Consider the following 21,789-nt stretch of genomic DNA (forward strand, 5'->3'; position numbering starts at 1 on the left):
CTCATTCTCCGGATCGTCCGTCCCCGCCTGCTGCTTCGAGGATGCCGGGCAGCGCCCGGACGAACGCATCCACCTCCGCGTCACCGATGATCAGCGGCGGCATGAGCCGAATGACATCGGGCGCGGGCGCGTTGACCAGGAAGCCGGCACCCTGAGCCGCCTGCTGCACCCGAGGTGCGAGGGGCTCGTTGAGCACGATACCCAGCAGCAGCCCCGCACCACGGACATGGGAGACCAGCGGGTGCCGCAGCGCCTCGATTCCGTCGCGCAGTTTCTCGCCGGTCCGCTTGACCTGGTCGAGCACGCCGTCGGCGGCGAGCGTGTCGAGCACGGCGAGTCCCGCGGCGCAGGCGATCGGGTTGCCGCCGAAGGTGGTGCCGTGCATGCCGGGCTTGAGGAGTTCGGCCGTGGCGCCGAACGCGACGGTCGCACCGATCGGCAGTCCGCCGCCGAGCGCCTTGGCGAGGACGACGATGTCCGGGTCGACGCCCTCGTGCCGCTGGTACTCGAACCAGGCGCCGGTCCGGCCGATGCCGGTCTGGATCTCGTCGAGGACGAGGAGCGTGCCGGTGGCCCGGGTGATCTCCCGGGCGGCCTGGAGGTAGCCGGCCGGGGGAACGACCACGCCGATCTCGCCCTGGATCGGCTCGATGATGACGAAGGCGGTCTCCTCGGTGACGGCCGCCCGCAGCGCCTCGGCATCCCCGAACGGCACGTGGGTGACGTCGCCGGGCAGCGGCAGGAACGGCGTGCGCTTGCCTTCCTGTCCGGTGAGGGCGAGCGCGCCCATGGTCCGGCCGTGGAAGCCGCCCGTGGTGGCGACCATGTGGGTGCGCCCGGTCAGCCGGCCGATCTTGAACACGGCCTCATTGGCCTCGGCACCGGAGTTGCCGAAGTAGACGCGGCCGGGCCGTCCGAAGAGCTGGAGCAGCCGTTCGGCGAGCGCCACCGGCGGCTCCGCGACGAACAGGTTCGATACGTGGCCGAGCGAGGCGATCTGCTCGCTCACGGCCCGTACGACCGCCGGGTGGGCGTGGCCGAGCGCGTTGACCGCGATGCCGCCCACGAAGTCGGTGTACTCGACGCCGTCCGCGTCCCACACCGACGCCCCCGCACCGCGCACGAGCGCGAGTTTCGGCGTGCCGTAGTTGTCCGTCATGGCGTGCTGCCAGCGCTGTGTGAGTTCCTGGTTGGTCACCGCGCTCCCCCTTGGGCGTCTCGTCCGTCCGGCACGACCATCGTGCCGATTCCTTCATCCGTGAAGATCTCCAGCAGGATGGAGTGCGGGACCCGTCCGTCGATCACGCGCGCGGTGTTGACCCCGTTGCGCACGGCGAACAGGCAGCCCTCCATCTTGGGCACCATGCCGCTGGAAAGCTCGGGCAGCAGCTTCTCCAGCTGGGCAGCGGTCAGTTTGCTGATGACGTCGTCGCTGTTGGGCCAGTCCTCGTAGAGGCCTTCGACATCGGTCAGGACCATCAGGGTCTCGGCGCCCAGCGCAGCCGCAAGTGCCGCAGCCGCCGTATCAGCATTGACGTTGTAGACATGTCCGTCGTCCTGGGAGCGGGCGATCGAGGAGATGACCGGGATCCGGCCGTCGTCCAGGAGCGCCTTGATCGCGCCCGGGTCGATCGCGGTGATCTGTCCGACCCGTCCGATGTCGACGAGCTCGCCGTCGATCTCGGGGCGGTGCTGGGTGGCGGTGATGGTGTGGGCGTCCTCGCCGGTCATGCCGACGGCGAGCGGGCCGTGCTGGTTGAGCAGCCCGACGAGTTCGCGCTGGACCTGCCCGGCGAGCACCATACGGACCACGTCCATGGCCTCGGGCGTGGTGACCCTGAGGCCCGCCTTGAATTCGCTGACCAGGCCGTGCCGGTCGAGCTGCGCGCTGATCTGCGGTCCGCCGCCGTGCACGACGACGGGCTTGAGGCCGGACTGGCGCAGGAACACCACGTCCTGGGCGAAGGCGGCCTTCAGGTCCTCGTCGACCATGGCGTTGCCGCCGAACTTGATGACGACGGTCCTGCCGTGGTGCCGGGTCAGCCAGGGCAGCGCCTCGATGAGGATCTGCGCCTTGGGCAGCGCGGTGTGTTTGCGAGTGCTCATGAGCTGTACGCGCTGTTCTCGTGGACGTAGTCGGCGGTGAGGTCGTTGGCCCAGATGACGACGGGCTCGCTGGTGCCGGCGGCGAGGTCGGCGGTGATCCTGACCTCGCGGAAGCGCATGTCGACCAGGTCGCGGTCCTCGCCGACGGAGCCGTCCTTGCAGACCCACACGTCGTTGATGGCGACGCTCAGCCGGTCCGGCTCGAAGGCGGCCTTCGTGGTGCCGATGGCGGAGAGCACCCGGCCCCAGTTGGGGTCCTCGCCGTGAATGGCGCACTTGAGGAGGTTGTTGCGGGCGATGGACCGCCCGACCTCCAGGGCGTCGTCCTCGGTCGCGGCGTTGATCACCTCGATACGGATGTCCTTGGACGCACCCTCGGCGTCGCCGATGAGCTGGCGCGCGAGGTCGTCGCAGACGCTCCGCACGGCCTCGGCGAACTCGGCGTATTCCGGGGCCACTTGGGAGGCGCCGGAGGCCAGCAGGAGCACGGTGTCGTTGGTCGACATGCACCCGTCGGAGTCGATCCGGTCGAAGGTCTGGCGCGTCGCGTCGCGCAGCGCCTTGTCGAGGGTGGCCGCGTCCAGGTCGGCGTCGGTGGTGAGCACGACGAGCATGGTGGCGAGGCCCGGTGCGAGCATGCCGGCCCCCTTGGCCATGCCGCCGACGGTCCAGCCATCCCGGGGCGCGACGCTCGTCTTGTGCACGGTGTCGGTGGTCTTGATGGCGATGGCGGCCTTCTCACCGCCGTGCTCGGTGAGCTGGGACACCGCCGTGTCGATGCCGGGCAGCACCTTGTCCATCGGGAGCAGGAGGCCGATGAGCCCGGTCGAGGCGACGGCGACGGTGCCCGCGCCGTGGCCGCCGGTCGCGTCGGAGCCGGCCGTGGTGAGCGAGGCGGCGACCTTCTCGGCGGTGGCGTGGGTGTCCTGGAACCCCTTCGGTCCCGTACAGGCGTTGGCGCCACCGGAGTTGAGGACGACGGCGCTCACCTCGCCGCCCTTGAGCACCTGCTCGGACCACAGGACCGGGGCGGCCTTGACACGGTTGGAGGTGAACACGCCCGCGGCGGCGATGCGGGGCCCGTCGTTGACCACGAGGGCCAGGTCCGGGTTGCCGTTCTGCTTGATCCCGGCGGCGACGCCCGACGCCCGGAATCCCTTGGCTGCCGTCACGCTCACTGTGTCTCCTCGTTCACTTCTGCGCCCGCGCAGCACACCGGCGCGGCTCTGTCCGTCATATGGGGTGCCATACGGGGTGTCATGTGCGCTGCCCTCTGCGCTGCCGTCCGCGGCCCGCCGGCCGCCCGAGCGCCGCTCACGGCGCGACTCCCGTCGTGGAAAGGCCCGTCGACTCGTCGAGGCCGAGGGCGATGTTCATGCTCTGCACCGCGCCGCCGGCGGTGCCCTTGGTGAGGTTGTCGATGGCGCTGATCGCGATGACGCGCCCCGCGCTCTCGTCGTACGCCACCTGCACGTGCACGGAGTTGGACCCGTACACCGAGGCGGTGGCGGGCCACTGCCCCTCGGGGAGCAGGTGCACGAAGGGCTCGTCCGCGAAGGCCTTCTCGTACGCGGCCCGTACGCTCGCGGCATCGACGCCCGGCTCGGCCCTGGCGGAGCAGGTGGCGAGGATGCCGCGGGGCATGGGCGCGAGGGTGGGCGTGAAGGACACAGTGACGCCTTCGCCGGCCACCGCGCTCAGGTTCTGGATCATCTCGGGCGTGTGCCGGTGCCCGCCGCCCACTCCGTACGGGGACATCGAGCCCATGACCTCGCTGCCGAGCAGGTGCGGCTTGAGCGCCTTGCCCGCGCCGGAGGTGCCGGTGGCGGCGACGACGACGGCCTCGTTCTCCACGAGCCCGTCCCGGTAGGCGGGGAACAGGGCGAGGGAGACGGCCGTCGGGTAGCAGCCCGGCACCGCGATCCGCCGCGTCGACGCCAACGCGGCCCGCGCGCCCGGCAGTTCGGGCAGGCCGTAGGGCCAGGAGCCGGCGTGCGCCGACCCGTAGAACTTCTCCCAGTCGCCGGCGTCACGGAGCCGGAAGTCGGCCCCCATGTCGACGATCAGGACCTCGTCGCCCAGCTGCTCGGCGACGGCAGCGGACTGTCCGTGCGGCAACGCGAGAAATACGACGTCGTGCCCGGCGAGCACCTCGGCGGTGGTCGGCTCCAGAATGCGCCCGGCGAGCGGAACGAGGTGCGGCTGAAGCGATCCGAGCGGCTGACCCGCATTGGAGTTCGCCGTCAGCGCCCCGATCTCGATCCCGGGGTGCCCGAGCAGCAGACGAAGCAGTTCCCCGCCCGCATACCCACTGGCCCCCGCCACTGCCGCTCGTACCGCCGCCATCGCATGCCTCCTCGGTGATGGCATGACTATACGCAGCTATGCAGTTTTATGCAAAGGAATGCCGTCGCCGTGGGAGGTGAGGCTGCGACCGAGAGTTTTAGCTGGCGGGCGAGCACACTAGGTGGCGGATCTTGAGCTCGCAACGCTAAGTAACCAAGCGGCCGGTCCGGCGGAGCCGAGCGGGCAAGATAGCGGCCGTGCCGTTCACGTGCTCCGGATTGCCGGGAAGTCGTGCTGCAGTCCGCGCCACAGGCCGTGCTGGAGGCATGACGGTTTCACCCCCGTACGCCGGAATTCGCATCTCGGCCGGCGTGGTCACGCAGCTTCGCGCTGGCCGACCTCGTCGCGCCGTACACCAAGGCGGCGGTGGCGTGTCGGCGAGATCATCGTCGACGGAGACGGCGCCCATGATTCCGGAGCCGGAGAAGTCCCGCCATCCCGTGATCAGGAGCGGATCCGCCACAGGCCCTCGCTCGGCCAAAAGTACGTACCCAGAAGCACTGCATTCGACAACCACGGCCCAGCAGCCGCGGACACGGAGAAGCTAAGCACGCGAATGCATCCCCTTCCCCGGAGCCTTGACCCGTTGCCTGGCGAGTCCCTGCCTGGATACCTGTTGCGCCTGTCGTTTCGGCTCGGCCTGAGCCCCGCCGAACTTGGACGCTTCACCGGCCTGTTGCCCTCTAGCAGTGGCCATCTCATGCGTAAACTTCTCGTGGAATTGCCCGGTTCGTCGCTCGACGAGTTCGCCCAGACCACCCGGCTCTCACGCGATGAAGCCCGCGGGCTCACTCTGGGAGCCTGGGAACGCTACTACCAGCCGATCCGTCGGTCGTCGCCAACTCGACTCGTTCAATCACCTTCGATGGACAAGTGGCTCTTGGGTGGCTTTCCTCGATATTGCTCCTTATGTCTGGCCGGGGATGGGAGTTTCGTCCAACATAGGTACGGCGGGCCGTGGAAGAAGGAATGGCACCTCGGCGTCGTGTTCGCTTGCCTACGGCACGAGTGCTTTCTCCAACACCAGTGCCCACAGTGTCATCATCCGGCAACAAACGCCCTGGAACCCACCGGACTGATCCCCTACGACGGATTCCACGATCTGCACCCGGCAGAGTGCCGCTATCTTTCGCCGTCCAGGGCCGGGGAGCGCAAGCGGTTGCCTTGCCGAGCCCGCCTTGACCTGGCCCCTCTTCCCGCTATGCGGCCCACCCCGCAGCTACTCGGACTGCAGCATGACCTCCTCAGCCTTCTCGACTCCCGGGAAGGCAACAACGAAGCGAACGAGTACTTCAGCGACCTCCACCTCCTTGCTGTGCTCGTCACAGCCTCTTGGCCCTACAGCCGACACCGAGTCGACTCTGCATTCGTGTCCGCTGTAGACGCAGAGACCCGAGCCCGAGGCTATTTCGGGACGCTGCGGGTCCACGACGCCGCCCCCACCAACTCCATGGCCTGCGGCGCCATACTCGGCGCCGCCCACTCCCTGCTGAAGACCGATCGCCTTGGCGACGTCCTCGCCAAGTCCTTCGAATCCGAGCACACAACCACGCCCGCCCGCGCCGGCTGGGCCCGGATCTTCGCCAAGTATGAAAGCTCCTGCTCGCAGCGTCTGCGCACTGCGGCAACACCCCTCATCCGCACCTACGCCAGAACTCGCAGCTGGACCACTTTCCGCCCGACCCGCTACCGGGCTGAACACATCCCCGCCCACCTGGAGCAGAGCTGGTACGACCGCCATCTCCGCGATCTCGACGGCCACACCGAGTCCAAGACCCTGCGGCGCGTCGCAGCCATTCAACTCGTCCAGTGGGCCACCCAAGACTCCCTCGCCGAAGCGGCCCGCTACCTGGGCATTGACACCAGCGAAATGCCCCACAACGTCGAGGACAACATCCGCATCTGGCTCAACTCACCTAACGAGGTACAGGACTTCGGGCGAGCGCTGCAGAACCTCGCCATCGAACTACATCGCCAGGCCGAGGGGCTCATCGACTACCAATATCGCCGCGACGCCCTACTCGGCTGGGCTCTTACCCCCGGCACCTGGCAGGACCTCACGAGCCAGCTGAAGCGCGCGCACGGCCGTCGGCCCGTCCTCGATGACCGTAAGCGCCAGGAAGCCTCCGTGTTCATCTGGGCCCAAGTCACCCATGGTGAGCATCTGTTTGCGCCTCGCCCCATCGAAGCCGAACAACCGCCGGCCATCCAGCAAGACTGGTCGCGGCGCCGGAACACCACATGGTTCCAACTTTGCCGCCCCGATCCGATGGGTCACTACGCTGACCTCCGGAAAGCGCTCGTCGATCACGGGCAAAAGCTCGCCAGGGACATCGACGCGGGAAACCTTCTCGCCAACTGAGGCGCTCAGCTCCTCCAGCAGCCCCGCCCCGCCACCATCTCGGTCCCACCGGCGGTCCGGCATGTACGTCTCCAGCTCGTTGTCGGTGGTCCACCTTCCGCTGATCTTGTTCCAGGGGTTGACGGTCACCGGGGTACCCCAGGAATCGGCCCGTGCGGCAGGCGCGCGCCCAGCATCAGTGCGGGCGGCACGGCCAGCGCGGCATCCGGTTTGCACCCCCTGCCAGGGCCCGCGGCCCCGGCGCCATGACGCCATCGAGGCCGCACCGCTTCGTGGCACACCCAGCCTCCGAACACACAGCCCGGAAGAGAACATCCGTACCCGGCGCGTGACCCGTGTGTGGGACGTGCCAGATGCGTTCGCGTGGGCGGCGGCGGGGCGGCTGGCAGTTTGCGGCGCATGCCTTCCCGACTCAGTGACGCAGCTTTCGACGGGCAGAGGTGGCCCTCGGGGCCGGTGCGCCGGGCCCTGTGGAACGTGACCTCGTCGGACATCGCGACGATCGCGTGCCCGACCTGCGACGCCCCGCGCCATTCCCCCTGCCGCACGCTGCGAGACCGTCCGACCACGGCGCTGCACCGCGGCCGCACCCTGCGCTACCTCAACGCCCGCTTCGCCCTCGACCTGCCCGAACCCCACCACCGGGCCGCGCAGCGGCGCAGCGGCCTGGGCCTTGACGGGGCGGGCCCGCGCGCCGTGCGGGTGCCGCATCCGCAGCCGTGGCGGCTGCCCTTGCCGGAACTGTCAGACCTGATCAACGTCAGCTTCCTGGACCTGGCGGCAGTAGTGACCGCGCAGGCTTGCGGGCTGCGCCGCACCGGTCTCGACGAGCTGCTGTACGGCCCGGACCGCATCGAGCAGAGCATCGACGCCCTCACCTACGCGCTGTACGACCGGCAGATCAGACGCGAGATGCGGGTCCTGTCCGGCCGGCACGATGAGAGCGCCGAGTCTTTGAAGGCTCAGCAGGATGCGGTCTGGCAGCGGCTGCGGGAGGCGGAGCGGCGCCTGAAAGCCCAGCGCGTCGAGGAGCTCACCGCTGCGGGGGTGCTGCCTTTCCCTGCCGCCACCGATGACTCCCGGCGCGTGGCACGTGCCTGGCTGGGCCGCTACCTCAGTACGGAGAGGGACGCCCTGGTCCTTGAGATCGCGACCGCGGCAGGGGTGCCCGCCGCGGCGGCCGCGCCGATCCGCTCCATCCAGGACAAGGTCACCCGCTGCATCGACAACGGGTGGCTCATCGCCCCGCTCAACGACGCCGTCCGCGTCGTTCTCGCACTCGACGAGCCGGCGTTCGCGAAGCGGCTGCTCGCCGATGCCGACGGTCAGGACGAACGCGATGACCTGCTGTGCCATCCGCTGGTGCTCAACCGCTGGCGCGTTCAGCTCAACAACGTTCTGCGCGCGGTTGCCCCCAGCGCGGGCAACCCTCACACCAAGAACCTGACCGACCTGACCCGCTCGCCCACTGCTCGCACTGCCGCGCAGCTGGAGCAACTCCACGCACGACGGCGGCTGTTCGCGGCGCTGTTGCAGCGCCGCGCCGAGGCCGTACGCCTGATCACCGCGCTCAACGACGGCCTGTCGTTGGCCGAGCGCGCCGATCCCAGCCATGCCCTGCTCAAGAGAGCCGGCGATCAGGCCTACGACGAGCTCGTACGCCGCCACCCCGACCTCTACCAGCGTATCCGCACGCACCTGGCCCGGTTCGAGACGCGCTACGGGCGCCTGCAGATCCCCGGCTCACGCACCCGGCTGCGCGAGCAGATCTTCAAGGAACTCGACCGCACGGCCATGCGGAGTCCGGCCGGGGTGCCCGCTCGGCGGTGAGTCGGTGCGTTGCCGCGCCAGCCCGGCGTATCGTGGCCCGGTCCGCGCTCCTGCCGCCCGCCGCGGCCAAAGGAGCGCGGACCCGGCGGGGGCTGGGCGGGATCGTGTCGGCGGCGGGCGGTATTCGGCTGGCGGCGCACTTTCGCACCACCTCCTTCGGGGGCACACTGGCGCAGCGCGTCAACGATCAGGGGGATCTATGGAGTTGGGGCCGACCGAGCTGTCGGATGCGATCAAGGCGGTGCGTGACGGGCTGGTCGCGGCCCAGCGCAACGGGGCGGGCTCGCCGATCCGGTTCACCGTCAAGGACGTCGTCCTCGACCTGGGAATCGAGCTGCGGCACACCGCGTCGGCGGGCGGCGGCGTGAAGGCGTTCGTCGTCTCCGCGGACGCGAAAGGGGAACGGTCGCAGACAGCCACCCACCGCATGACGGTCACCCTCAGCGTCGCCCCCGACGCGGACGGGAACGACCTGGAGATCGGGGACACGGCGGGCGGCCGCGGCGGGTCCCTGGCCGGACTGGGCCTGGACTAGACGCCATGCCGATGATCGGGGGATCGGAACGGCGCACCGTCGAAGTACAGGGCACCGCAAGCGGCGAGGAGTCCTACGGCACCGGCTACCTCATCGCCCCCGGCCTGGTCCTGACCGCTCTGCACGTCGCTCAGCCCACACCCCGCCAGGTGGCGGTGCGCGACCTGGTCCACACCGAGTTCACAGAGGCCCACGTGGTGTGGAGCGATCCTCGCCTGGATGCGGCGCTGCTGGAGGCGGACCGCGACCTGGTCGGCGCGGGGATGACGACGATGCGGTTCGGCGAGCTGGTGTGCAGCGATCCGGGCCACCGCCCGCACTGCACCATGTCGGGCTTCCCCAAGGCCATGCGCCGCAAAGCAGGCGCGGATCCGGAGCGTTTCGTCGACGACCTGAAAACGGTCGACGGAACGATCGCACCGCACACCGGATCACGCTCGATGCTGTACGGGCTCGAGGTGTCGGGGGCGCTGCCCCGCTTCTACGAGAACTGGCAGGGGCTGTCCGGGGCCGGGGTCACCTGCCAGGGGCTGCTGATCGGGCAGGTGCGTACGGTCGACAAGCAGTGGGATCGCAGCCTGATGGCCCTGCCGGCCTCCCAGCTGCTGTCCGCCGACGGCTTCTCCAACGCGGTGGCCGAGCACACCGGCATGCTGCCCCGGCTTCAGGCCGCCGACCTTCGGCCGCTGCTGCACGGCCCGCCCGAGCCGGTGCTGTCCTCCTCCTACTTGCTCGACCCGCATACCCGTACCGTCGCCCTCACCGGCATGTCCCACTTGATCGACGAGATCGCCGCCTGGTGCCGCACGGCACACCGGGTGGACGTCGCCGCGCTGACCGGGCTGGGCGGCACCGGGAAAACCCGGCTGCTCGCCGAGGTGTTACAGCGCCTGGCCACCCCACTGCCCGAGGACGCTGACCGGCGTCCGTGGAGCGGCGGCTTCCTCACCGACCGGCCGCCCTCCACCGGCTACCGCCTACTCGGATCCTCCCGCTATCCGCTGCTGGTGATCGTGGACCTGGCCGAGAGCCGGGATGGTCAACTCGCCGACCTGCTCGCGGCCCTGACCCCGCGGCACGACGGCCACACGGTGCGCATCCTGCTCCTGGCCCGCCGCCGGGACAGCTGGTGGCCGTCCAAACAGCGCGAACTGCGCGCCCTGCACGCCGGCCCCGTCACCCACACTTTCGCCGTCTCCCCCGACGATGCCTATGACGGCCGGTCCAGTGCGGACATCTACGAGAGTGCGAAGGCGGACTTCGCGCACCGGATCGAACAGCTCCGCCTCGCCGGGCAGGCGGACGAGAGCTGGCGCGAGTGCACGCTCTCGGATGCGCCCAACGAGTACGGCGCCCGCCTCGCGAACTCGGGCCCGCATCCGGTCATCTACCACCACATCGCTGCACTCGCCGACGTCCTGGTCCACGCCAACCCCACCTTCGCCGACCGCGACCACCCCCTGGACGTGCTCCTGGCGCACGAGGAGAACTACGTCCGCAAGATCTCCGAGGCCCGCCTCCCGCAGGGTGCGGTGGACACCAAACTGATCCGCAGCCTGATCACCGCCCAGTTCCTCGCCGGGGCGGCCACCGCCCGCGACGGGCAGGCCGTCATCCGCGCCGGGTACGACGCCCATCACAGCGGCTACGGCCCCTCGGCCGCACCCGACCGGCGAGTCCTCGCCGCGCTGGATGACATCCTCACCGCCGCCTACCCCAGCACCGACGGCGCCCACTGGGGCGCGGTCGGCGAGCCGCTGGCCGCAGCCCTGCTCACCGAGGTCGAGACCGACAGCGGGCACGAATTCGTCGAGCAGTTCCTTCAGCACGAAACCCTCAAGCCCGAGCAGCGCGCCCAGACCCTCCACGTCGTCGCGCGTGTCAGCACCGAGGACCCGGCGCTCGCCGAGGGCGCCCACCGCGCGGTGGCCACCGCCCCCGACGAGCTGCTGCCGCTGGCCGTCCGGGCCGCCGCCGAACTGGACACCGATGATGCAGCCCACTGGCTGGACGGAACCCGGCACGCGGTCAGCGTCCGCGCAGCCCAGCCCGGCGCGGACACCGCCGTCTATGAGCGGGCGGCCGACCTGGTGCGGCGTGCTCAGGACTGCGTGGCCGCCGGGACCAGCCCCACCACACTCCTCGACAACACCAACACCAGCACGGTCATGGGGGACGCCGAGCCGTCGGGCGGCGGCAGGTCGCTGGACCGCCTCGACTACATCATGGTCAAACCGGTCGTGAAGTGGCAGGTCCGGCTGCTGTTCACCACGGTCAGCATGCTCTACCTGCTGGCCATCACCGCCTCCACGGTCGGTGTCGCCTACTCCAACGGCTTGGGCGACGGATGGGCCGGCTGGCTCTACATCCCTGCGCATGTCGGCTTCAGCATGATCTTCGCCGCGTACTGGGGCAGCGGCCGGCTGGACTGGACAGCCGGGGCGACCTGGATCGGCCCGCCACTCGTCGTGATCATGGACGTGTGCATGGGTGCCCTGTTCCACGACGCCTGGCCGCTGCCCGGTCACTTCCCTCCGGCGTGGCTGGTGTGGCTCGCGTTCTGCGTCCCGGGAATCGCGTGCCTGCCCTTCACCTGGCGCATCTGGTTCGGCCGGCTCCAACCCCGCACGCCCGCGCACGGCGAGGCGCCCTCGCTCCGCAACGTCCCCTGGTAGCCGGCCTCTCGGCCTACCCGACCGCGGCCCCGGCGTACGAGGCGGCCGGGCGCGGAACCTCCCAAGCCACCCGGGGCGGGCACAGAATGCCGGCACCGGGCAAGGTCGGAAGTAAGGCCCGCCTTTGCCCCGGCCTGCGCCTGTTCCTCGCCTGTGGGCGGCGACAGGAAAGGATCAGGCACTCGAATGCGGCACAGGTGCCCGAACGTCGCGTCCCCTTCGGGTGAGGCTTGGCGCCTGGGTCAGCCCTCCAGTCCCGGACGCTCGTGGCCCGTACACAAGGGGTCCAGGAGTACGCCCAGTGGAATGCCGAAGGCGTGGGCCAGGGCGTGCCAGGTGCCCAGCGATCCGATGGTGCGGCCCTGCTCGACCTCGATGAGGGTGCGGCGCGACAGGCCGCTGCGGGCGGCGAGCTCGTCATAGCTCCAGCCCCGCTCGGCGCGGAGCCGGGCGAGGGCCTGCCGGAGTGCCGTCGGGTCGGGGTCCGGCGGCGGGAAGATCGTCACTCGACCATCGGACGGTGCAGACCCCTGCCCTGACAGTGCAGACCTCTGCCCTATTTGTGCCGGTACGGCGACATCCCGCGAGGGCAGAGGTCTGCACTACCCTCTCGGCGCGTCGCCCAGGTCGAGCGCCGGGGACGATCTGATGACCGCTAGGAGGGATCCGATGACCACCGCCCTGCCTGCGCGCGCCTGGACGGTCACCATCAGCTGTCCAGCCGGGCGGCCCGTGCTGGTGTGCAGCGCCTGCCCCGGCCCGGACCCCACGTCGGGCGTCCCGCGAGGGGAGCAGCTGCGACGGCATCTGGCGCGCCATGTGCGGGAATCCGGTCTGGAGCCCCATCTGCGGACGTGTCAGTGCCGCGAGCGGTCCTGCGTCTGGCACCGGCGCCAGGGCCAGTGCAACGGCCCCTTGGGGCTGGTGCTGATCCGCGCGGACCATGGCCGGACCTGGCACCTTGCCGACGCCTGCGCCGCCTGCGCGACCGCGATCCCCCAGGCGGCGACCGTCCCCGAACCCCTTCCGCCGTGCGGACCGACCACTCCGAGCCCGTCGGCGCCGGTGGCTCCGCACGGGTTGGAAGAGCCCGGCGAGTGGGTCGAGTCACTGTGACCGCCGCCGCCTCATGGCGGCGGGCGAACAGCGAGCGCCGGGCCGGAGTCTCCTGGCGGCCGCGGTGTTGCCTTCGGACACCGCTCGCGCCGCTGTGATGCCGATGATCGGTGCGACAGGCCGCAGGCAGCTCTTCCGCGCCGCGACGGGGGACATCGCCGATGGTGTGTCGCAAACCGTACGGGCGACTGTCAGTGGCGCTCGCTAACCTCGCTAGATCTGGATGGTGTTGGGCGGACTGGGGGTTCGATGGTGCGGATGGATGGCGGCCGGGTAGCTGCCCGCGGGTTTCAGTACCAGTACCTGCGCACGCTCGAGGCGATGCTGACCGCGTCCGATCAGGTGCGGGTCCACGGCTGCCGCATCGAGGGCCCCGCGGACACCACGGCGGTCTCCGCGATCGACGTGGTCGATTTCGATCTCGTCGACCAGGACGGTGACTGCCTGCTCGCCGCGCAGGTCAAGAGCGCTTCGCCGGGACGCCAGGTCAGCGCCCCGAATGCCTTCACGATTCTGGCCGAGCTGGTATGCAAGGTCGAGGCCGAGCGGTACGAGCTGATCACGGCTGCGCTGCCCGACCGTAACTGCCGGACACTGGCCAAGATCCTCGATGCGCCGCCCGCTGACACCGATCAGCTCAAGTCGCAGCTGGCGCAGGTGTTGCAGCGGGCTCCCTCCGCAGCGGCCCGTCTCGAGGCGTTGACCGGGCCGGACCTGGAGCGTCTTGCCCGCGCGCGGGTGGTGTGCGACGCCCGGGACGTGGAGGGCATCCGCCAAGACCTGCATGAGCGGCTGCGCGAGCGGCGGGCCCGCCATCGCGTCGGCCTCGGCAGCCGCTCCGCGGGCCTGATCACAGGGCATCTTCTCGCCGAGATTATGCGCCGCGCGGCCGACGCCCGCCAGGCGTACTGGAGCATCGCCGACTTCACCGACGCCGCGCTCGTCGAGGACGACGTGCTGGTGCGCGCGCTGGGGCGCCAGGACTGGGGCTGCGTATTCGGCCCGCTCGCGCCCGTACCCGACGTACCCCGTCCTGACCTTCTCGCCGACATCACCGAAGCCCTGGCCCCGTCCGATCCGCGCGACCGTTCGGTCAACTCCTGTGTCCTGTCCGGTCTGTCGGGGATCGGGAAATCGAGCACGGCTGCCGCGTATGTGGCCGCACACGCCGACGCCTACGACCTCGTCCTGTGGGCCGAGGCCGCCACGGAAGAGTCCCTGGCCGGCTCCTTTCGGCGCATCTGGGGGCACCTGAACGGGCAGGCGCACGACACCCCCGTCGGCGCGAGCACCCCGTACCTGCGCGAACAGGTCCACGAGCTGCTCGCGGCGCTGCCCGGACGCTGGCTGCTCGTCTTCGACGACGCCACCCCCGACGGGGTCGATGCGTGGATCCCGCGGCTGGGGCGTGGCGATGTGCTGTTCACGTCCATCGACAGCGCCAGCTGGCACACCCTGCCCCGCGTCGACCTGTCACCGATGGACCATGCCCAGGCAGTCGAACTCCTCACCCGTCGCCTCCGGTTGAACGCCGACACCGCGGCCGTTCACCGGGAAGACCTGGACGCTCTGGCCGAAACGCTGGAGGGGTGGCCCCTGGCCATCGAGCTGGCCTGCGGATACATGCGCACCTGCCAGATCCCCGTCGAACGACTGGGCACCTTCCGTACCCTCCTGCTCGATCGGGCCCTGGCCGACAAGAGATCCAAGCCGTCGGGCTATCCGCGGACCCTGGCAGCCACCGTCGAGCTGAGCCTGGAGCGACTGGCCCGCAACACCGCCGACGACAGCGAGTTCTCCCTCCCGGTGCGGGAACTCCTCGGGTCCCTGTGCAACTTCGCCGCCCAGCGCATTCCCGTGCACCTAGCGATGGCCTGCGCGTTCATCCCGCCCGACCTCGTCCCCGCGGGCAAGGAAGCCGTCGTCGTGGACGAGGCCACTGTCCCGGTCAGGGAGATGATCCGGTCGCTGATCCAGGTGTCCTTCGTCCGCTACGACGAGCCGCTCGCCTCCCGCCATTCCGAGTTCGCCGGCAGCGACGACACCGTGTCGATGAACACCGTCCTGCAGCATCTGCTGCGCCAGCACCTTGCCCACGGCGCCCAGGTGGAGACGGCGCTCTCCCGCAGCGCCTTCCACACCGCGCGCTGGCTCGGCGCGGCCCTCGACTTCGACGACGCCGACCGGGCCTGGGAGATCGCCCCGCACGCGGCGGCCCTGGCCGGCCACATCCAGGACATGCAGGTCAAAGACAACGACACCGCGCTCCTGATCGGCAACCTCGCCGGATTCGATTACATCCAGGGGCAGATGGCCCAGGCGACGCGGCTGCTGCATCTGGAACTGGACTGGCTTCAGGAACTGGCCGACCCCAACAAGCTCCTGATCGCGCAGACCCGCATCTCGCTGGCCCAGATGTACGCGCACCACAGCATCTCCGATCCGGTGGAGCAGGTGGTGAGCCTGCTGTCGCCGCTCGTGGAATACGTCGAGCAGCTGCCCGGGGAGCAGGATGGCGAGAACGCGGCCGCACTGTTGGCGACGCAGGCCCGCATCCTCCTGCACAACCTTGCCGACTCCCGCCCCGACAACCCTCACCTACAGCCCGTGCTGGACGCCTTCACCCGACTGTCCGACCAGCTGCCCCAGACCTCGGCGGTCAGCGAGCGGCTCGGAGCCGAGCGGATCGCCCGCCTGTTCGGCGACGGCGATCTGCAGGGTGTCGAACACGCCGCCCGCGACCAGCTCCCCCCTCCCCACCACACCCACGCCCGTTCCTTCCACGCCGCCGAGATCCAGCGCCACCTCATCGAAGCGCTCGTCTACCAGCGCCGCTGGGCAGAGGCCGAAGCGGAGTTTGAGTCCTTCCTCCCCTACACCGGGCCCCGCTCGCTGTACCGCTCCTCTGTCCAGGACTTCGTCCACAACATCGGGCTCGCCTGCGCCCTGGCATGGATCGAATCCACCGACGACCACGCCGCGGCGCTGCTGCGCCGCGTGCTGACCGAGTGCGGCATCGAGCATCTCGAAGCCGCACTGCGCGAACACGAGCGGGCCCGGTTCACCCTCCTCAAGGCGATCGACGCCGCCGCCCACCACGACGCCGACGCCTTCATCGCCCTGACCGTCGAGCTGCGCGACAAGTCCTTCGACGCCGACGGCATCAATCCGACCGCGCCCTGGGAACGTCTCATGATGGCGCTGCTGAAACGGGTCACGGCCATGACCAGCAAGCAGATCCACGACCATGCCCGCGCAGCCGGCGAGGCACTCTTCGACGAAAAGCGCATCCTCCCCGAACAGCGCGCGTACCTCCGCCAGATCGTCGAAGCGGCGGTGGCCGATGTGCACTGCGCCCTCAGCGGGCAGGCCCCCCTCCAGGCGATCGGCGTCATCCGCGATCCGCGCACCGTCGCCGACGGGGCGCGCCCTCCAAGGACCCCCATCGTGCTGATGGAGCCGCGTCACATGCTCACCGCCATGGCCGCGGTCGGGGCGCCCGCCATGGAGTACCAAGTCCACCGGATCAGCAGCGCAGGCTTTCGTCGGATGATCCCCGAGGCCCCGTCCGTCCCCTTCCTTCCCGGATGGCGGTTGTGCCAGCGCGGCAACCGCATGGAACTGCGTGACCCAGAGGGCACCGTCTGGGCCCGCGCCCTGACCAGCCTGCCGCCCCGGTGGAACGATGCGGCCGCCGCCAGCAAACGGGTCCTGGTGGTCTACGGATTCGGATTCACCCTGGAGGAGCCACCCGAGCGGCGCCTGGCGTTCGCTTCCCCGCAGGCCTTCGCGGAGCACTTCCACACGGCGGCCACCTCCGGGATGCTGACAGCCGCGTTCGTCGAGTGGGACGCTGTGCGGCCCCGCAAGCAGACCTCCCGCCAGCAGGGCCGCAAGCGGCGCAAACGCTGACACACAGGCCGTTCACCGGACGCGACCACACCAAACCGGATGGGGAGTAGACAGGAGGCACCGACCGCACCGGGGTCAGGCCGCCTTGAGGCGCCCGGCGATCCTCAGTGCACGCTGCGCCTGGTAGCGGGTGGTGGCGTCCACCGGGGTCGCGCCCTGGCCGTCGACGTGCGAGGTGCCGTACGGGTTGCCGCCGGTGAACTTCAGCGGGTCGGTGAAGCCGGAGCTGAACACTTGTCCGCCGAAGTGGTGGTTGATCGTGTACAGCGAGATGAGGGGGGTTCCTGGCCCGCGTGCGGGGTGGTGGACGAGGTGAAGCCGCTGTAGACCTTGTCCGCGAGCTTGCCCTCGCTCCACAGCCCGCCGAGCGTGTCGATGAACTGCTTCAGCTGGGCCGAGACGTTCCCGAACCGCGTAGGGGTCCCGAAGACCACCACATCGGCCCACTCGACGTCCTCGGCGCGCGCCTCGGGGACGTCCCGGGTCACGGCCTGGTTCGCAGCGCAGGCCGGGTTGGTGTCGACGGCAGACTCCATCGACTACGAAGCCTTCTTCCGCGTCGTCTCCGGAGGCCACTGAGTCAAGATCGGCAACGGACGCACCCTCGTCCCCCGCCGCACCACCACCACGGGCCCTATCGAAATCGGCAGCACCACCCGCGTCTGCTTCGTCGTCAACGCCAAGGTCGAGATCCGCGTCCACCTCAAACCCGCAGGAGACGCCTGGAGCAACTGGACCGGCGCCGCGACCTCCTAGCGCCAGACCTGACCACAAAAGCGCCTTGCGCACTGGTCTGCGACCTGCATCTTCACCGTTCGGCTCCGCCGTCCACCAGGGCCGTCTCAATGACCGTCGCGGCGACGGTGCGCTGCCCCCGCGTACGGCGCCCTCGCCGCCGTTCACCTCTCGACGCGAGGCGGTCACAACGGGCCGATGACCTGCGCCATCTGTTGGCCCAGGTCGGCGATCACCTCGAAGGCGACCTTCTCCGGGGCCCGTACGACGTAGTAGGCGAACACGGCGACGCCGAGGGGCAGGTACCACCAGGAGTAGACGTCCGCCCGGTGAGGCAGCACCATGCGAAGGATCCTGAACACCAACGCTGCCAGAGCCACGGTCCCGAGCGTGTAGAGGGTGGACCACCACAGGGACGGGCCGGGGTCGGCGGTCCAGGTGGCCCGCACACTGGCCCCGGAGATCGCGAGCGGGATGATCGGGGCCAAGGGAAGCAGGACGAGGGCGAGGAGATCGCCCAGCCCGTTGAGGAAGTAGACGTCCGCCGGCTCGTAGTACCAGCCCCCTTCGTCGTCCTCGTCTTCGTCCTCGTCTTCGTCGTCATCCTCGTCGTCGTCCAGTACGGGCTCTGCGCCGTGATAGTGGTACTCGGTGATGTGCTGGTCGCCGCCCGCCTGGTAGACGCGTCCTTCGTCCTCGGCGCTCGCGTTCATCTGCCAGGACGCATCGTTGTCATGCGGGTCGGTCATTGTTCGTGGATGAACTGATTGCCGCCTGCCTGGTAGACGCGCCCGTTGTCGTGGACTTCGGCACGGAAGCTGATGTGCGGATGGGACGTATCGGCCGGCGCCAGCCGCGCCAGCAGTTCCTCGAACTCGGCGGCTGCGGTGCGGTCATCCAGGAAGAGCGTCAGCATCCGCCCCTGCCACACCGACTGCAGGGCATCGCGGACCTGCTGCCTCTCGCCTTCCGGGACGGCGAGCAGCGTCTGGCGGGTCGCGTCGAGATCCCGCTCGAGAGCATCCGTGGTCTCCGGTTGGAAGCGACGCCACAGGGCGACGACGCCCGTACGGAACGCGCTCCATCCATCGGCCGCCATGGCCGAGACCAGAGCCGCACCACCGGCACTGGCCAAGGTGATGAGTGTTGGATCCACGGTGCCCCCTCCCGCTGATATCTACGCATTCAGCTGCCAGTGAAGCATCAACTCCGTGCAGCGGCCTGGGACTTCAGTGAGGCGATGGACAGGTGGCCGGTTCGCGCCTGTCCACGCGCCGACAGCGCGATGGCGACCGACGGCCGCCGCTGGGAGTGGTCGGGATCGTGCAGCGGCCATGGGGCACGTCTTCGTGCTCGCCGCCGGTACCCGTGTCTCACATGGGCGCGATGGGCGGGACGTGCCGGGCGCGGAATTCGGCGAGGGTCTGCTCCACGCCGGCGATGGTCAGCCGCCAGAAATCCCAGCCGTCGATCTTGTTGCTGCCGGTCGCGGCCCTGGCTGCGGTGTTCGGGGTATTCCAGGGGCGGCCCAGGACTTTGATCTGGCCCTCGTCGGTCAGGACCGCGTGGTGTTCCTTCTTGCCGCGCCGGCCGGTGAGGGTGATGCCGGCCTTGAGGTCGTCCGGGTCCAGATGGTGCAGTAGGTCTCGCAGGTCCACTTTTGAGCGTGCCGGGCCGATGCCCGGTGCAGGGCCGGGCGTTGTTGCGGGCGGGGCGGGCACGGCGGTGGGCTGGTCACAGGCGTGCCGCAGAGCCAGGGCCATGGCGGCTGCCGAGCTCCATTGCGCTTGGGGCTCCACCCTTTCGTCGATCAACTGCTGGATGCCGGGTGCGTCCCCGTAGCGGGCGAGCACGCTGACGTCCCGGATGAGGCGGCTGCGGAGCGGGACGAGCCGGGAGTCGTTGAGCGCCAGGATCCGTATGGTTTCGTCGGCGCGGCACAGCCCGATGTCTGCTTCGGCTTGCGAGTAGGGGGTGTTGCTACGCCGGGCGTAGCCGCCGGCGTCGAAGCCGAGCAGGCCGGGGTCGTCCTTGTCGGCCGGGTCCAGGAGCAGCGGCTGTTCGTCTTCCACATCGTCGAGTGAGGTGCGGGCGCGTGTGCCGGCCAGGAGCGGGAACTGGCTTCCCTTGGCGCGGCCTTCCCGCACACCGTTGTACCGGGCTCCGCCGCTGTTGCAGTGCTTGCAGGCGATGCGGTAGTTCGTCACGTCGTAGGCCAGCCACCAGTAGCCCGGATGGTCGGGCGCCTCGAGTACCTCGGACTTCGGCCGGAAGTGGTCGACGGTGATGTCCGCGCGCACGATGAGGGTCTCGCAGAACCAGCACTTTTCGCCGACGAGGTCGAGGAGCGGGTTGCGTACGGCGTCCTCGGTCCAGTGCGTGGTGAAGACACGCTTGATGTTGGCGGCCATCGCGGCCCTGACCGCGTCCAGGGTGAGCTGGGTCTTGGTGGTCCAGGCCGGCGGGGCGGTGATCCCTTTCATGTCCACGTGTCTCATCGGCGTCAGATAACCGACGAGAAGCGCTCGTGGAACAGCTCGGCGACCAGGGCCTGCAGTTGTTCGGGCGAGGGCGGGTTGGGGCCCCGGGTGGACTCGAGGAGCGCGAGGCGTCTGCGGTGGAGCTCGGCGAGGAAGGCCGCCACGAGCGGATTGCGGTCGGAGCTGGGAAAGTCCATGGTCTCCAGCTCGGCGGTGACCTCGCGCAGTGCAGCCTGTTTGACCGGGTCACTGCCGGCCTCGGGGAGCAGTGCGTACTGGCGGTCGATCAGTTCCTGGGTATGTTCGTCGAGTTGTGTGGGCAGGCCGAACAAGTCGGTGGTCAGCAGGCCGCCGGCGCCTTGTCCGCGCGGGTTGGCCCGGGGTATCACCGCGGTGGTCTGGCCCTCCTCGTCGGTGGTGACGACGCGGATCTGCTCGCGGGTCATGTTGGCCACCAGCAGCGGTTCGTGGGTGGCGGTGAGGAACTGCGAGTCCTGATGCGGTCCCAGCACGCTGCGCACGGAGGAGTACCAGCGCCGGCTCCACTCGGGGTGGAAGTGGGAGTCGGGTTCGTCCAGGAGGAACAGCGACTCGTGCGCCCGCTGCAGTCGCAGCAGACCCAAGATGGTGAGGAGTTGCTGCTCGCCCGAGCTCAGGTCGTTCAGGCCGAGGGTGAGCGCGCCGGGCTTGTCCAGGCGGACGTCGACGGCGAGGTAGCCGGCATCCAGCAGGGTGGCCAGCAGGCCGAACATCGACAGGTCACTGTCGAAGAGGTTTCGGAAGGCGCGGACATCCTCGGCGGTGCCCAGGACAATCTGGAACCCGTCGGCGGGGCTTCCGGCGCCGTCGATGGGGTCGGCGTCAGGGATGAGACCGAACCGCCCCGACTCGGCGGCGGCCGCGAACAGGGTGCGGGCGGGCCCACCCAACCCCCAGTACGGCAGGGCGGCCAGGTGCGGGGCGCGTGCGGCGCGCGGCGCGCGGATCCGCAGGACCGCGGAGGTCACCCGCTGGAGGTAGGAGTGGCGACGCAGGTAGGTGCCGAACGAGTCCGACCAGTGGGTGGTCTGCGCGAGCAGCAACAGCGGCAGATGCGCGGGCGTACACAGGAACACCGGCGTATACAGGGAGCAGCTGATGGGCAGGGTCAGCTGCTCACTCCACAGCTCTCCCTCGTCCGGTGAGTGGCGTTCGCGCCACTGGTCGAAGTCGTTCATCCACTGCCGGCGCCATTGGCTGATGCGGCGTGCGGCGGCGCGGCGGTGCTGGTCGAATTCGCTGGTCCAGGGGGCCTGGGCGTGTGCCTGGTAGCCGAAAACATGATCGGGCAGATGCTGCGCCCACTCCGCGCGGGCCAGGCGTCTCGGCCAGCCCCGGGGGGTGGTCACGGTCAGTTCGGTGGAGGCTTCGGGTGAGGTCTGTATGGCCTGGACGGTCGTGCCGTGCATCTCGTAGAGGAGGTCGAAGGCGAACGTCGCGCGGTGCCCTGGCCGGTGCAGGGCGCCGAAGATCTCGGCGAGCGCGTGCAGGGCCCGGGACTTGCCGCCGCCGTTGGGGCCGATCAGGGTGGCGATGGCGTGGCCGCCGTCCAGGGCGCCTGTCAGATCCAGCTCGAAGTTGTGCAGGCCCCGGTAGGAGGGAAGGCTCAGTCGCAGTAGCCGCACGTCATCCCCCCGGTCGTTGTGCCCCTGG

The 21,789-nt window shown here is 69.7% G+C and carries 15 protein-coding genes and 2 pseudogenes; 7 read left to right on the forward strand and 10 right to left on the reverse strand.

What is annotated here, in order from left to right; genetic code table 11:
* Position 1: 1 nt before the first annotated feature.
* The 4 genes from AB0D31_RS14240 to argC form a co-directional block, all read right to left on the reverse strand.
* On the reverse strand, positions 2–1,198 hold the full coding sequence (locus AB0D31_RS14240; protein WP_362721723.1) for an acetylornithine transaminase: 1,197 nt from the start codon (positions 1,196–1,198) through the stop codon (positions 2–4).
* On the reverse strand, positions 1,195–2,106 hold the full coding sequence (argB, locus tag AB0D31_RS14245; protein ID WP_362721725.1) for an acetylglutamate kinase: 912 nt from the start codon (positions 2,104–2,106) through the stop codon (positions 1,195–1,197). Before argB ends, AB0D31_RS14240 begins: the two co-directional genes overlap by 4 nt.
* Positions 2,103–3,284 carry a bifunctional glutamate N-acetyltransferase/amino-acid acetyltransferase ArgJ gene (argJ, locus tag AB0D31_RS14250; RefSeq protein WP_362721728.1) on the reverse strand — a complete coding sequence of 394 codons (1,182 nt, stop codon included), beginning with the start codon at positions 3,282–3,284 and terminating at the stop codon, positions 2,103–2,105. The genes argB and argJ overlap by 4 nt, the downstream gene beginning before the upstream one ends.
* A gap of 136 nt (positions 3,285–3,420) precedes the next feature.
* On the reverse strand, positions 3,421–4,452 hold the full coding sequence (gene argC, locus AB0D31_RS14255; RefSeq protein WP_362721730.1) for an N-acetyl-gamma-glutamyl-phosphate reductase: 1,032 nt from the start codon (positions 4,450–4,452) through the stop codon (positions 3,421–3,423).
* A gap of 556 nt (positions 4,453–5,008) precedes the next feature.
* On the opposite strand from argC, the pseudogene AB0D31_RS14260 reads away from it, so the two are divergent.
* From AB0D31_RS14260 to AB0D31_RS14280, 5 genes and pseudogenes are all read left to right on the forward strand, one after another.
* A pseudogene (locus AB0D31_RS14260) lies at positions 5,009–5,458 on the forward strand (TniQ family protein); the annotation flags it as partial.
* A 363-nt stretch (positions 5,459–5,821) separates the two neighbouring features.
* On the forward strand, positions 5,822–6,814 hold the full coding sequence (locus tag AB0D31_RS14265; RefSeq protein WP_362721928.1) for a hypothetical protein: 993 nt from the start codon (positions 5,822–5,824) through the stop codon (positions 6,812–6,814).
* A 399-nt stretch (positions 6,815–7,213) separates the two neighbouring features.
* Complete coding sequence (locus AB0D31_RS14270; RefSeq protein ID WP_362721733.1) at positions 7,214–8,644, forward strand: hypothetical protein; 1,431 nt, start codon at positions 7,214–7,216, stop codon at positions 8,642–8,644.
* 199 nt (positions 8,645–8,843) lie between these two features.
* A complete protein-coding gene (locus tag AB0D31_RS14275; protein ID WP_362721735.1) occupies positions 8,844–9,179 on the forward strand; it encodes a trypco2 family protein in 336 nt (111 codons plus the stop codon).
* A gap of 5 nt (positions 9,180–9,184) precedes the next feature.
* Positions 9,185–11,854 (forward strand): hypothetical protein, encoded by a 2,670-nt coding sequence (locus tag AB0D31_RS14280; protein WP_362721738.1) that lies wholly within the window; start codon positions 9,185–9,187, stop codon positions 11,852–11,854.
* Positions 11,855–12,096: 242 nt separating this feature from the next.
* Here the strand turns inward: AB0D31_RS14280 and AB0D31_RS14285 are convergent, their stop codons facing one another.
* Positions 12,097–12,360, reverse strand: a complete 264-nt coding sequence (locus tag AB0D31_RS14285) for a helix-turn-helix transcriptional regulator (protein WP_362721741.1) — start codon at positions 12,358–12,360, stop codon at positions 12,097–12,099.
* A gap of 163 nt (positions 12,361–12,523) precedes the next feature.
* Between AB0D31_RS14285 and AB0D31_RS14290 the strand changes: the two genes are divergently transcribed.
* Together AB0D31_RS14290 and AB0D31_RS14295 are read left to right on the forward strand one after the other, a co-directional pair.
* Positions 12,524–12,970 carry a hypothetical protein gene (locus AB0D31_RS14290; protein ID WP_362721743.1) on the forward strand — a complete coding sequence of 149 codons (447 nt, stop codon included), beginning with the start codon at positions 12,524–12,526 and terminating at the stop codon, positions 12,968–12,970.
* A 321-nt stretch (positions 12,971–13,291) separates the two neighbouring features.
* On the forward strand, positions 13,292–16,882 hold the full coding sequence (locus AB0D31_RS14295; RefSeq protein WP_362721745.1) for a hypothetical protein: 3,591 nt from the start codon (positions 13,292–13,294) through the stop codon (positions 16,880–16,882).
* 75 nt (positions 16,883–16,957) lie between these two features.
* Here AB0D31_RS14295 and AB0D31_RS14300 read toward each other — a convergent pair.
* The 5 genes and pseudogenes from AB0D31_RS14300 to AB0D31_RS14320 all read right to left on the reverse strand — a co-directional run.
* Positions 16,958–17,421, reverse strand: a pseudogene (locus AB0D31_RS14300) (NAD(P)H-dependent oxidoreductase); the annotation flags it as partial.
* A gap of 381 nt (positions 17,422–17,802) precedes the next feature.
* Positions 17,803–18,366, reverse strand: a complete 564-nt coding sequence (locus AB0D31_RS14305) for a hypothetical protein (RefSeq protein ID WP_362721748.1) — start codon at positions 18,364–18,366, stop codon at positions 17,803–17,805.
* Positions 18,363–18,773, reverse strand: a complete 411-nt coding sequence (locus tag AB0D31_RS14310) for a hypothetical protein (RefSeq protein WP_362721750.1) — start codon at positions 18,771–18,773, stop codon at positions 18,363–18,365. Before AB0D31_RS14310 ends, AB0D31_RS14305 begins: the two co-directional genes overlap by 4 nt.
* A 217-nt stretch (positions 18,774–18,990) precedes the next feature.
* Entirely contained in the window at positions 18,991–20,100 is a 1,110-nt protein-coding gene (locus AB0D31_RS14315) for an HNH endonuclease (RefSeq protein WP_362721753.1), read from the reverse strand.
* Between the two features lie 20 nt (positions 20,101–20,120).
* Positions 20,121–21,761 carry an AAA family ATPase gene (locus AB0D31_RS14320; RefSeq protein ID WP_362721756.1) on the reverse strand — a complete coding sequence of 547 codons (1,641 nt, stop codon included), beginning with the start codon at positions 21,759–21,761 and terminating at the stop codon, positions 20,121–20,123.
* Between the last annotated feature and the right edge of the window lie 28 nt (positions 21,762–21,789).

Origin of the sequence: Streptomyces sp. NPDC048361 (assembly GCF_040651795.1) — a bacterium.
Lineage (GTDB): Bacteria > Actinomycetota > Actinomycetes > Streptomycetales > Streptomycetaceae > Streptomyces.

Coding starts and splice junctions, on each gene's coding strand:
- argB (WP_362721725.1), bottom strand. CDS start 2,106: ATGAGCACTCGCAAACACACCGCGCTGCCCAAGGCGCAGATCCTCATC.
- argC (WP_362721730.1), bottom strand. CDS start 4,452: ATGGCGGCGGTACGAGCGGCAGTGGCGGGGGCCAGTGGGTATGCGGGC.
- AB0D31_RS14270 (WP_362721733.1), top strand. CDS start 7,214: ATGCCTTCCCGACTCAGTGACGCAGCTTTCGACGGGCAGAGGTGGCCC.
- AB0D31_RS14275 (WP_362721735.1), top strand. CDS start 8,844: ATGGAGTTGGGGCCGACCGAGCTGTCGGATGCGATCAAGGCGGTGCGT.
- AB0D31_RS14280 (WP_362721738.1), top strand. CDS start 9,185: ATGCCGATGATCGGGGGATCGGAACGGCGCACCGTCGAAGTACAGGGC.
- AB0D31_RS14290 (WP_362721743.1), top strand. CDS start 12,524: ATGACCACCGCCCTGCCTGCGCGCGCCTGGACGGTCACCATCAGCTGT.
- AB0D31_RS14295 (WP_362721745.1), top strand. CDS start 13,292: ATGCTGACCGCGTCCGATCAGGTGCGGGTCCACGGCTGCCGCATCGAG.
- AB0D31_RS14305 (WP_362721748.1), bottom strand. CDS start 18,366: ATGACCGACCCGCATGACAACGATGCGTCCTGGCAGATGAACGCGAGC.
- AB0D31_RS14315 (WP_362721753.1), bottom strand. CDS start 20,100: ATGAAAGGGATCACCGCCCCGCCGGCCTGGACCACCAAGACCCAGCTC.